7 protein-coding genes are annotated in these 11,305 nt (G+C 72.4%); 3 read left to right on the top strand and 4 right to left on the bottom strand.

Going from position 1 to position 11,305, the window contains the following annotated elements; all coding sequences use genetic code 11:
* Window positions 1-84: 84 nt before the first annotated feature.
* The 4 genes from OG514_RS04505 to OG514_RS04490 form a co-directional block, all read right to left on the bottom strand.
* Entirely contained in the window at window positions 85-708 is a 624-nt protein-coding gene (locus OG514_RS04505) for a GntR family transcriptional regulator (protein WP_266891056.1), read from the bottom strand.
* A 119-nt stretch (window positions 709-827) separates the two neighbouring features.
* Window positions 828-2,585, bottom strand: coding sequence for a 2-oxoglutarate dehydrogenase, E2 component, dihydrolipoamide succinyltransferase (gene sucB / locus OG514_RS04500; protein WP_266891054.1), 1,758 nt, complete (start codon window positions 2,583-2,585; stop codon window positions 828-830).
* A gap of 62 nt (window positions 2,586-2,647) precedes the next feature.
* The gene (lpdA, locus tag OG514_RS04495) at window positions 2,648-4,036 is read right to left on the bottom strand and encodes a dihydrolipoyl dehydrogenase (RefSeq protein ID WP_056560364.1); all 1,389 of its coding nucleotides are present in this window, start codon (window positions 4,034-4,036) and stop codon (window positions 2,648-2,650) included.
* Window positions 4,037-4,312: 276 nt separating this feature from the next.
* Window positions 4,313-5,821 carry a leucyl aminopeptidase gene (locus tag OG514_RS04490; RefSeq protein WP_266891050.1) on the bottom strand — a complete coding sequence of 503 codons (1,509 nt, stop codon included), beginning with the start codon at window positions 5,819-5,821 and terminating at the stop codon, window positions 4,313-4,315.
* Window positions 5,822-6,136: 315 nt separating this feature from the next.
* Between OG514_RS04490 and OG514_RS04485 the strand changes: the two genes are divergently transcribed.
* Genes OG514_RS04485 through OG514_RS04475 form a run of 3 tightly spaced genes read left to right on the top strand, consistent with a single transcriptional unit; the run spans window position 6,137 to window position 11,300 of the window.
* The gene (locus OG514_RS04485; protein WP_266891048.1) at window positions 6,137-8,242 is read left to right on the top strand and encodes a hypothetical protein; all 2,106 of its coding nucleotides are present in this window, start codon (window positions 6,137-6,139) and stop codon (window positions 8,240-8,242) included.
* Window positions 8,243-8,268: 26 nt separating this feature from the next.
* The gene (pelF, locus tag OG514_RS04480) at window positions 8,269-9,816 is read left to right on the top strand and encodes a GT4 family glycosyltransferase PelF (RefSeq protein WP_266891046.1); all 1,548 of its coding nucleotides are present in this window, start codon (window positions 8,269-8,271) and stop codon (window positions 9,814-9,816) included.
* Window positions 9,813-11,300 (top strand): hypothetical protein, encoded by a 1,488-nt coding sequence (locus OG514_RS04475; protein WP_266891044.1) that lies wholly within the window; start codon window positions 9,813-9,815, stop codon window positions 11,298-11,300. The genes pelF and OG514_RS04475 overlap by 4 nt, the downstream gene beginning before the upstream one ends.
* Window positions 11,301-11,305 lie beyond the last annotated feature (5 nt).

Genomic DNA, 11,305 nt, shown 5'->3' with positions numbered 1-11,305 from the left:
GGGCCCACCCAGAGGGGTGGACCCGCTACGTTGCGTTACTGAAAACTGAGGAACGAGTGAGCGGAGAGAGCGGGGAATGAGGCTTCAGGCGCGCGGCGCGCAGCCCAGCACGTGCGCCTTCACCAGCGCGCCGATGTTCGGGTCGCCCCGGCGGAAGGCCTCCACCAGCTCCTGGTGCTCCTCCGCGTACGACTTCTGGACCGTGCCCAGCCAGCGGATCGACAGGGCCGTGAAGACCTCGATGCCGAGCGTCTCCCAGGTGTGCAGCAGGACGGCGTTCCCCGCGGCCTTCACCAGCTCCCGGTGGAAGGCCACCGTGTGCCGCACCTGCGCGGTCCCGTCGGAGGTCGCGTCCGCCTCGTACAGGGCCGCCACGTGCGGCTCCAGGGCCGAGCAGTCCGTCGCGAGCCGACCGGCCGCCAGCTCGGCCGCGATCTGCTCCAGACCGGCCCGGACGGGGTAGCTCTCCTCCAGGTCGGCGGCGGTCAGATTGCGGACCCGGACGCCCTTGTTCGGCGCCGACTCGATCAGCCGCAGCGACTCCAGCTCGCGCAGCGCCTCGCGCACGGGGGTCTGGCTGACCTCCAGCTCGGTCGCGATCCGGCGCTCCACGATCCGCTCGCCCGGCTTCCAGCGGCCGCTGACGATCCCCTCCACGATGTGCTCGCGGATCTGCTCGCGCAGCGAGTGGACGACGGGGACGGTCATGAAGCGGCTCCTCGGGGAGTGTTGACTCTAAAGACAATACGGCGGCGCCCCCGTCCGGAAACACTTCCGGACGGGGGCGCCGCAGGTGAGGCTCGTTACGTTGCCTTTCGGCGGGAGCCCTACAGACCGAGGTCGTTCTCGAACTCGCCGGCCTCAAGGATCGCCTTGACCGAGGTCAGGTAGCGGGCGGCGTCGGCGCCGTCCACCAGACGGTGGTCGTAGGACAGCGCGACGTACGTCATGTCGCGGATCGCGATCGTCTCACCCAGGTCCGGGTGGTTGATGACGACCGGACGGCGCACGGTGGCGCCGATGCCCAGGATGGCGACCTGGTTCGGGGGCACGATGATCGTGTCGAACAGCGCGCCGCGCGAACCGGTGTTGGAGATGGTGAAGGTCGCACCGGCCAGGTCGTCCGGGGTGATCTTGCTGGCGCGCACGGCGCCGGCCAGCTCCGCGGTCTTCTTCGAGATGCCGGCGATGTTGAGGTCGCCCGCACCCTTGATGACCGGGGTCATCAGACCCTTCTCGGAGTCCACCGCGATACCGATGTTCTCGGTGTCGAAGTAGGTGATCGTGCCCTCGTCCTCGTTGATCCGGGCGTTGATGACCGGGTGGGCCTTCAGCGCCTGGGCCGCCGCCTTCACGAAGAACGGCATCGGGGACAGCTTGACGCCCTCACGGGCGGCGAAGGAGTCCTTCGCGCGGCCGCGCAGCTTCATCAGCTTGGTGATGTCGACCTCGACGACCGAGGTCAGCTGGGCCTGGCCGTGCAGCGCCTTCATCATGTTGTCGCCGATGACCTTGCGCATGCGGGTCATCTTGACGGTCTGACCGCGCAGCGGGGAGACCTCCAGGGCCGGAGCCTTGGCGGCGGCCGGAGCAGCCGCGGCGGGGGCGGCGGCGGAGGCCTTCTTGGCCTCGGCGGCCGCGAGGACGTCCTGCTTGCGGATGCGGCCACCGACGCCCGAGCCCTTGACGGCCGCCAGGTCGACACCGTTCTCGGTGGCGAGCTTGCGGACCAGCGGGGTCACGTACGCGCCGTCCTCGGCGGGAGCGGCCGCGGGGGTCGCCGGAACCGGGGTGACGACGGCCGGAGCGATCGACGGGGCCTGGGCGACCGGAGCCGGAGCGGCGACCGGGGCAGCCGGGGCGACCGGCGCGGGGGCCGGAGCCGGAGCGGCCGGAGCCGGGGCGGCGACCGGGGCCGGAGCGGCGACGGGAGCGGCCGGAGCCGGGGCCGGGGCGGCGGCCGGAGCCGCACCCGCGGCACCGATGACGGCGAGCTTGGCGCCGACCTCGGCGGACTCGTCCTCGGCGACGACGATCTCCAGGAGGACACCGGAGACCGGGGCCGGGATCTCGGTGTCGACCTTGTCCGTGGAGACCTCGAGCAGCGGCTCGTCGGCCTCGACGGTCTCGCCGACCGACTTCAGCCAGCGGGTCACGGTGCCCTCGGTGACGGACTCGCCGAGCGCGGGCAGCACGACGTCGGTGCCGGTGGCACCGCCCGCCGGGGCGGCGGCGGGGGTCTCGGCCACGGGGGCCGGAGCGGCCGGGGCCTCGGCGACCGGCGCCGGGGCGGCCGGGGCCGCGACGGGCTCGGCGGCCGGAGCCGGAGCGGCGGCCGGGGCGCCCGTGCCGTCGTCGATGATGGCCAGCTCGGCGCCGACCTCGACCGTCTCGTCCTCGGCGACCTTGATGGAGGCCAGGATGCCCGAGGCGGGGGCGGGGATCTCGGTGTCGACCTTGTCGGTCGAGACCTCGAGCAACGGCTCGTCGGCCTCGACACGCTCACCCTCGGCCTTGAGCCAGCGGGTGACGGTGCCCTCGGTGACGCTCTCGCCGAGCGCCGGCAGGGTTACGGAAACCGACATGGTTTCAGTTGCTCCTAACGAATTGCGGGAAGTGGTCGTCGCGCCCTGTGATGACGTGAGCGTCAGTCGTGGGAGTGCAGGGGCTTGCCGGCCAGGGCCAGGTGGGCCTCGCCGAGCGCCTCGTTCTGCGTCGGGTGAGCGTGGATGAGCTGCGCGACCTCGGCCGGCAGCGCCTCCCAGTTGTAGATCAGCTGCGCTTCGCCGACCTGCTCGCCCATGCGGTCACCGACCATGTGGACGCCGACCACGGCACCGTCCTTGACCTGGACGAGCTTGATCTCGCCCGCGGTCTTGAGGATCTTGCTCTTGCCGTTGCCCGCGAGGTTGTACTTCAGGGCGACGACCTTGTCCGCGCCGTAGATCTCCTTGGCCTTGGCCTCGGTGATGCCGACGGAGGCGACCTCGGGGTGGCAGTACGTCACCCGGGGCACGCCGTCGTAGTCGATCGGGACGGCCTTCAGGCCGGCCAGGCGCTCCGCGACGAGGATGCCCTCGGCGAAGCCGACGTGCGCGAGCTGGAGCGTCGGGACGAGGTCGCCCACGGCCGAGATCGTCGGCACGTTGGTGCGCATGTACTCGTCGACCAGGACGTAGCCGCGGTCCATCGCGACGCCCTGCTCCTCGTAACCGAGACCGGCGGAGACCGGACCGCGGCCGATGGCGACCAGAAGCACCTCGGCCTCGAAGGTCTTGCCGTCGGCCAGGGTGACCTTGACGCCGTTGTCGGTGTACTCGGCGGACTGGAAGAAGGTGCCGAGGTTGAACTTGATGCCGCGCTTGCGGAACGCGCGCTCAAGAAGCTTCGAGCTGTTCTCGTCCTCGACGGGAACGAGGTGCTTCATGCCCTCGATCACCGTGACGTCGGTGCCGAAGGACTTCCACGCGGAGGCGAACTCGACGCCGATGACACCGCCGCCGAGGATGATCGCGGACTCCGGGACCCGGTCCAGGGTCAGCGCGTGGTCCGAGGTGATGATCCGGTTGCCGTCGATCTCCAGGCCGGGGAGGGACTTCGGCACGGAACCGGTGGCCAGGAGGATGTGACGGCCCTCGACACGACGACCGTCGACATCGACGGAGGTCGGGGAGGACAGGTGGCCGGTGCCCTCGATGTAGGTCACCTTGCGGGAGGCGACGAGACCCTGCAGACCCTTGTACAGGCCCGAGATCACGTCGTCCTTGTACTTGTGCACGGCCTTGATGTCGATGCCCTCGAAGGAGGCCTTGACACCGAACTGCTCTGCCTCGCGGGTCTGGTCGGCGACCTCGCCGGCGTGGAGCAGGGCCTTCGTCGGGATGCAGCCGTTGTGCAGGCAGGTGCCGCCGAGCTTGTTCTTCTCGATCAGTGCGACGTCCAGGCCCAGCTGCGCTCCGCGCAGCGCCGCGGCGTAACCGCCGCTACCGCCGCCGAGGATCACTAGGTCGAAAACGGTGCTGGCGTCGTTCGCCACGTCACGTCCTCCATGCATGTGCGCTCGTCGCCGGTCCTCAGTGACCGGGCGGCGGCTGGTGTTCGGCCGCTTATTTTCGGCCCTGTGGTGGGGGCCCTGTCCTGCCGAGAACCCATCTTCGCACTTGTTGACGGATGGCGGGACGCGGGGCCGGGCTCTGAGACGGCCGATCGTCCGTACGGGGGGCCGACCAGAGCGTACGAAGCTACGGATTTCGTCGCGAGCGAACGGCGACGGCCCCGGGTCCCGTACGGACCCGGGGCCGTCACCGACCGGTCAGAGCAGGCCGGCCGCGGTGTTCTCGGCCAGCTTCACCAGGGTGCGGACCGAGGAGCCGGTGCCGCCCTTGGGGGTGTAGCCGTACGGGGCGCCCTCGTGGAAGGCCGGGCCCGCGATGTCCAGGTGGGCCCAGGTGATGCCCTCGCCCACGAACTCCTGGAGGAAGAGACCGGCGACCAGGCCGCCGCCCATCCGCTCACCCATGTTGGCGATGTCGGCGGTGGGGGAGTCCATGCCCTTGCGCAGGTCCGCGGGGAGCGGCATCGGCCAGGACGCCTCGCCGACCTCCTCCGCAATCTCGTGGATCGCGGAGCGGTAGTCGTCGTCGTTGGCCATGATGCCGAAGGTGCGGTTGCCCAGCGCCAGGACCATCGCGCCGGTCAGGGTCGCCACGTCGACGATCGCGTCCGGGTGCTCCTCGGAGGCCTTGGTCAGCGCGTCGGCGAGGACGAGACGGCCCTCGGCGTCGGTGTTCAGGACCTCGACGGTCTTGCCGCTGTACATGCGCAGCACGTCACCCGGGCGGGTGGCGGAGCCGGACGGCATGTTCTCGGCGAGGGCGAGCCAGCCGGTGACGTTGACCTCGAGGCCGAGGCGGGCCGCGGCGACGACGGTGGAGAACACGGCGGCGGCGCCGCTCATGTCGCACTTCATCGTCTCGTTGTGGCCGGCCGGCTTCAGGGAGATGCCGCCCGAGTCGTAGGTGATGCCCTTGCCGACCAGGGCGAGGGTCTTCTCCGCCTTCGGGTGGGTGTAGCCGATCCGGACCAGGCGCGGCGGGTTCTCCGAGCCGACGCCGACACCGAGGATGCCGCCGAAGCCGCCCTTGGCGAGCGCCTTCTCGTCGAGGACCTGGACCTTGAGGCCGTGCTCCTTGCCGGCGGCCTGGGCCGCGGCGGCGAAGGCGGCCGGGGTCAGGTCGTTCGGCGGCATGTTGATCAGGTCGCGGGCGCGGTTGATCTCCTCGGCGACGGCCTGGGCGCGCTCGGCGGCCGCCTTGAAGGCCTTGTCGCGCGGCTTGGCGCCGAGCAGGGCGACCTCGCCCAGCGGCTTCTTCGCGTCCTTGCCGTTCTCCTGGTACGCCGTGAAGGCGTACGCCCCGAGCAGGGCGCCCTCCGCGATGGCGGCGGCGTCCTCGGCGGCGGCGATCGGCAGCGCGAACGCGGCCTTCTTCGCGCCGGTCAGGGTGCGGGCGGCGACGCCGGCGGCCCGGCGCAGGGTCTCCGCGCCGTAGGACTCGCCGTCCTCGGGGGCGGAGCCCAGGCCGACGGCCAGGACGACGGGGGCCTTGAGACCGGCGGGGGCGGGCAGCTTGGTCGCCTCACCCTCGGCACCGGAGGCACCCAGCGTCTCCAGGACGGCGGCGAGCCGGCCGTCGAAGGCCTTGTCGACGGCCTCGGCGCCCGGGGCGACGACGAGCGTCTTCCCGGACTTGGCGACGCCGACGACGAGGGCGTCGGCGCGGAGCGTCGCCGCGCCGGCGGTGCTGAGAGTGAGAGCAGTCACGGTGGTGAAATCTCGCTTCCATTGAGTTCTGTGGCGGTCGAGGGATGGGCCGACCGTGCCCGCCGCATCGTATTTCGGCCCGGAGAGCGCCGAGAACGAGCCTACGCTCGCTCACTCTGTTCGCTCACGGCGGCGTTGATTCACTCATCCGTGGTGTCTCTTTCATGTTTACCGTTCAGGCTCGGAGCGCTCCTTCACACTCACCTCAGTCACGCAAGGACGACCCGCTCGTCTTCGCACCATCTGCATCATCTCCACAGGTTCGCCGCCCCGGCCCCCGGTGCGCGGGGACCTGCCGAGGGGGGACACCACCTGATGGACTCCGGCCGAATCCGTACGCCCAGAACCGCGCCCCGCACGAGCCGCACCGCCCGCGTCGCACCCCGCGGTGCCCGTGTCGCGGCCCTCGCCGCCGCCGCGCTGCTCGCCACCGTCGTTCCGTCCGCGCAGGCCCTCGCGGCCCCCGCGCCCCGGATCGATCTCACCGTCCTCGTCGTCGACGACGGCGGCAGCGCGGTCGGGGCGATCACCGCCGAGCTGAAGGGCGCCGGCGTCCCGTACCGCCGGATCGACCTGAACGACCCGAACCGGCCGGTCCTCGACACGGCCTTCCTCAGCGACACGCTCGACGGCCGTCCCCGTGCCAAGTACCAGGGCGTCGTGCTGCCCCACGAGAGCGCCTTCGGCCCCGACTCGGCCGAGCACACCGCCCTCCGGACGTACGAACGGACCTTCGGGATCCCGCAGGTCGACGCCTACACCTGGTCGCACCCCGGGGTCGGCCTCGACTACACCAACGAGGGAGGCTGGTCCGGCGTCCTCGACGGGACCACGGCAGGCGTCACCGCCGCCGGGAAGACCGGCCCCTTCCGGTATCTGGCCGGGGCACTCACCTTCGAGGACAACGACCCCACGATCGCCGAGAGCTACGGCTACGCGGGCCGCCCCCGCGCCGGCTACACCAGCTACATCGACGTGCCCGTCGACGGAGCGGCCGGCGGCGGCCGGGCCAGCCTCGTCGGCGAGTACACCGCCGACGGGCGCCGCGAACTGGTCGTCACCTTCGCCTACAACCAGTACCAGCGGCAGTTCCGCGCCCTCGCCCGCGGCATCGTCGAATGGCTCACCGACGGCGTCCACCTCGGCCAGAGCCGCAACTACCTCTCCGTCCACGTCGACGACGTCTTCGCCCCCGACGCCCGCTGGGACACCACCCTCAACTGCACGCCCGGCGACTTCGACTGCGTCGGCGACGACGGTGAGGGCGCCAACCCCATCCGGATGACGGTCGCCGACGCCCAGTACGCGGCCGCCTGGCAGAAGTCCTCCGGCTTCACCCTCGACATGGTCTACAACGGCGGCCAGGGCGAGCAGTGGAAGACCGAGCACGGCGGCACCGACCCCCTGACCACCCAACTCGTCGCGGACCGCGCTCAGTACCGGTGGATCAACCACACGTACACCCACCCCTTCCTCGGCTGCGTCCAGGACAACAGCGTCGTCCCCTGGCAGTGCGCCAAGGACACCGCCGGCACCACGCTCTGGGTCAGCCGCTCCGAGCTCTCCGGCCAGATCCGGAACAACCACAACTGGGCCGTCGGCAAGGGCATCTCCGTCGACCGCTCCGAACTCGTCACCGGCGAGCACTCCGGCCTCAGGACCCTGCCCCAGCAGCCCGTCGACAACCCGAACCTCGCCGGCGCCCTCGCCGACAACGGCGTCAAGTGGGCCGGCAGCGACAACTCCCGCGAGCCGCAGCAGCGTTCGATCGGCACCGCGTCCGGCGCCGCGAAGACCGTGCCCCGCCACCCCATGAACGTGTACTACAACGTGGGCACCGCGGCCGAGATGGCCGACGAGTACAACTGGATCTACACCTCCCGCGCCGACGGCGGCAGCGGAATCTGCGAGTCCAACCCGGCCTCCACCTGCCTGCCCGCCCCGCTCCCCACGGCCACCGGCTACGCCGACCACATCGTGCCGCAGGAAGCCCGCACCGCCCTCTCCCACGTCCTGGGCAACGACCCCCGGCCGCACTACGTGCACCAGTCGAACCTCGCCGAGGAGCGCATCCTCTACCCCGTCCTCGACCGGGTACTCGCCGACTACCGGGGCCTGTTCGCCCCGAGCGCCCCGCTGGTGAACCCGGCCCAACGGGACGTCGGCACCGAACTGACCCGCCGCACCGCCTGGGACCAGGCCCTCGCCGCCGGAAAGGTGACCGCCTACCGCATCGGCACCGCGGTCACCGTCAAGGCCCCCGCCGGCCTCGTCGCACCCGTCACCGCCCCCGAGGGCACCCGCAAGCGGCTCCTCCTCGGCACCACCGCCTTCGGCACGCCGTACGCCGGGACCCGCTCCGCCTGGACCGCTCCCGAACTGCTCCAGAGCAGCGTCACACTCACGCTCCCGACCGCCTGACCAGCACGTTCTGGGGGGAAACGCACATGCCGAGCAGTGGCCGTCACGTCACCATGCTCACCGAAGGCACCTACCCGCATGTCCACGGAGGCGTCAGCACCTGGTGCGATCAGCTCGTCCGTGGCATGCCCGAGGTCGACTTCGAGATCCTCGCCCTCACGGGCAGCGGCCGCGAACCCGTCACCTGGGAGCTGCCGTCCAACGTCACCCGGCACACCGCGTACCCCCTCTGGGGACTCCCGCAGGGGCCGGCCGCGCCCGTTCGCGCGCGCCGGCCCCTGCGGGGGCGTGCGCGCCGCCGCTTCCTCGACACCTACGAGCGCCTGCTGCTCGCCCTCCTCGACCCGGAGGCGGGCTGCGACTTCGGCGCCGGCCTGTACGAGCTGGCCGAACTCGCCCGGCAGGGACGGCTGACCACCGCCCTGCGCTCCGAGGCCGCCCTGCGTTCCCTGATGTGGATCTGGACCATGCCGCATCTGCCGACGCTCGCGGCCCGGCCCACCGTCCACGACGCGCTCACCGCCACCGACCTCCTCGAACACGCCCTGCGGCCGCTCGCCGCCCGGATAGCCGACGGCGGCGTCGCGCACGCCGTCTCCAGCGGCCTCGCCACGCTGCCGGCGCTCGCCGCCCAGCACTTCGAAGGGGTGCCCTTCCTGCTCACCGAACACGGCATCTACCTCCGCGAGCGCTATCTCGGCTACCGCACCGAGGCGCAGCGCTGGCCCGTCAAGGCCCTCATGCTCGGCTTCTACCGTGAGCTCAACACCCTCGGCTACCGCAAGGCCGACCTCATCACCCCGTGCAACCAGTACAACCGGCGCTGGGAGGAGCGCGGCGGCGCCCCCGCCGACCGCATCCGCACCGTCTACAACGGCGTCGACCCGGCCCTCTTCCCCGAGGCCGGACCCGAACCCGAGATCCCCACCCTCAGCTGGTGCGGACGCGTCGACCCCATCAAGGACCTCGAAACCCTGATCAGGGCGTACGCGATCTGCCGCGCCGAACTCCCGGCGCTGCGGCTGCGCCTGTTCGGCCCGGTCCCCGCCGGGAACGAGGACTACCTGACCCACCTGGAGAAGCTCGCCGCCGAACTCGGCGTCACCGACGGGATCACCTTCGAGGGCCGGGTCTCCGAGGTGCCGCGCGCCTACGCCGCCGGCAGCGTGGTGATGCTCTCCTCCATCAGCGAGGGCTTCCCCTTCTCCCTCATCGAGGCCATGTCCTGCGGCCGCGCCACCGTCTCCACGGACGTCGGCGGGGTACGGGAGGCCGTCGGCGACACCGGGATCGTCGTCCCGCCCCGCGAACCGGCCGTCATGGCCGCCGCCGTCACCGCACTCCTCCGCGACGGGGCCCGCCGCGCCGAACTCGGCCGCCGGGCCCGGCAGCGGGTCATCGACCGGTTCACCCTGCACCGCTCGGTGGACGGCTTCCGGCAGATCTACCGCGAACTGGCGGGCGACCGGGTCCGGCCCGCGCGGCCCCTCACCCACCCCAAGCCCTGGCCGCTCCGCCTGCCTGCCCCGCGTCGGATCACCCCGACCCTGGTAGCGGGAGGAACCCCGGCATGAGCGGCTCCCTCTGGCTGAAACGACCGGCGACGGAGACCCCGCTGCCGAAGATCCCCAGGCCGCGGCGGGAGACGGCCCCGACCGGGGCCGCGGGGACCACGTCCCGTGAACCGGGCCCGGACGCCGCGCCCCCCGCCGCCGTCCTCGCCGACGCGCCCCTCGCCGACGACCCCCTCGACGAGCTCGCCGAGCGGATCGGGGCGTTCGTCGCCGTCGCCGTGCACCCGGACGAGATCGCCGCGATCCTCGAGTCCGACGGCATGACCGACGACCACATCCGGCTCACCTACGGCCGCGCCGACTCCTTCGAGCTCGCCGAGGACCTCTACGCGCGCGTGGAGCGGCGCCACCCCGCCCCGGAGGCGCCACCCGCCGACGCCTGGCACACCGGGCTCGCGGGCTGTCTCCTGCGCGGGCTCGTCTTCGCGCTGCCCGGCCTCGCGTACGTCCTCGCCGCGCCCCTGCTGGCCGGGGAGCAGGGCCGGTTCGGGCTCCCGGGCGGAACGGTTCCGCTGCTCGCGGGCGCCGTCACCGGCTGGGTGTGGAACCAGGCCCTCTCCCATCGCGCGTACACCTGGCTGGGTCTCGGCGACCGGGCCGCCGCCGCCCGCACCCTGCTCATCGGCGCCCCGGCGGGCGCCCTCGCCGGTACGGCCGTCGCTCTCGCGGCGGCCGCGCCCGGCGAGATCCCGGCGGCCCTGTTCGCCGCCGGGCAGTCGGTCTACCTCGCCGCCGCGACCGTGCTCCTGGTCCTCGGCCGCGAACGGGCCCTGCTCTGCGCCCTGGTGCCGCTCGCCGGAGCCGTCCCCGCCTTCCGCTGGGACCTGCCCGACCTCCTGCGCGCCGGGCTCCTCCTCGCCGCACTCACCGCGAGCGTCACCTTCGCCGGGCTCGTCCTGCGGCCGGGCGCCCGCCGTGGCGCGGCGGGACGCGGCGGCCCCCCGCGCGCGGCCTCCCTCCCGTACGGCCTCTTCGGTCTCGGCAGCGGTCTGCTCGTGCTCCACGCGGGCGTGGGCGACACCCTGGTGGGCGGCGCGGGCGCCGTCATAGCGCTCACCCTTTCCATGGGGCCCGCCGAGTGGCTGCTGCACCGCTTCCGGGGCGAGAGCCTGGCCCGGCTGCGGACCCTGGCCACCGCGCGCGAGTTCCGCCGCGCGGTCACCGGCACCCTCGTGCTCTGTCTCGGCGGCTACCTCACCGTCCTCGTCTCGCTCACCCTCGCCGTGAACGTGGCCTGGCCCGGGGCGCCCTGGCCGGCCCTCCCCCGCCTCGTCACCCTGCTCCTGATCGGGACCGTGCTCTGGCTGGGGCTGCTGCTCCAGGCCTTCGGCGCGGTGCTCAGCGCGGCCGCCGTCTGTCTGCTCGCGGCGGCGGCGGAGGTCGCGGCACCCGCGGCCGGGCCGGTGGCGGCCGGGGGAGCTGCCGCGGTGCTCGCCGTCCTCGCCTGTGTTCTGCTGGTACGACCGACCGCTCACCGTGTCTAGGGGAT

Origin of the sequence: Streptomyces sp. NBC_00572 (assembly GCF_026341815.1) — a bacterium.
GTDB lineage: Bacteria > Actinomycetota > Actinomycetes > Streptomycetales > Streptomycetaceae > Streptomyces.
The sequence above is the reverse complement of the archived record's forward strand: the minus strand, read 5'-3'. Positions and strand labels throughout refer to the sequence as shown.

Bases quoted from the DNA above. Each gene is read 5' to 3' on its own strand.
- sucB (WP_266891054.1), bottom strand. From the start codon at position 2,585: ATGTCGGTTTCCGTAACCCTGCCGGCGCTCGGCGAGAGCGTCACCGAG.
- OG514_RS04505 (WP_266891056.1), bottom strand. From the start codon at position 708: ATGACCGTCCCCGTCGTCCACTCGCTGCGCGAGCAGATCCGCGAGCAC.
- OG514_RS04485 (WP_266891048.1), top strand. From the start codon at position 6,137: ATGGACTCCGGCCGAATCCGTACGCCCAGAACCGCGCCCCGCACGAGC.
- pelF (WP_266891046.1), top strand. From the start codon at position 8,269: ATGCCGAGCAGTGGCCGTCACGTCACCATGCTCACCGAAGGCACCTAC.
- OG514_RS04475 (WP_266891044.1), top strand. From the start codon at position 9,813: ATGAGCGGCTCCCTCTGGCTGAAACGACCGGCGACGGAGACCCCGCTG.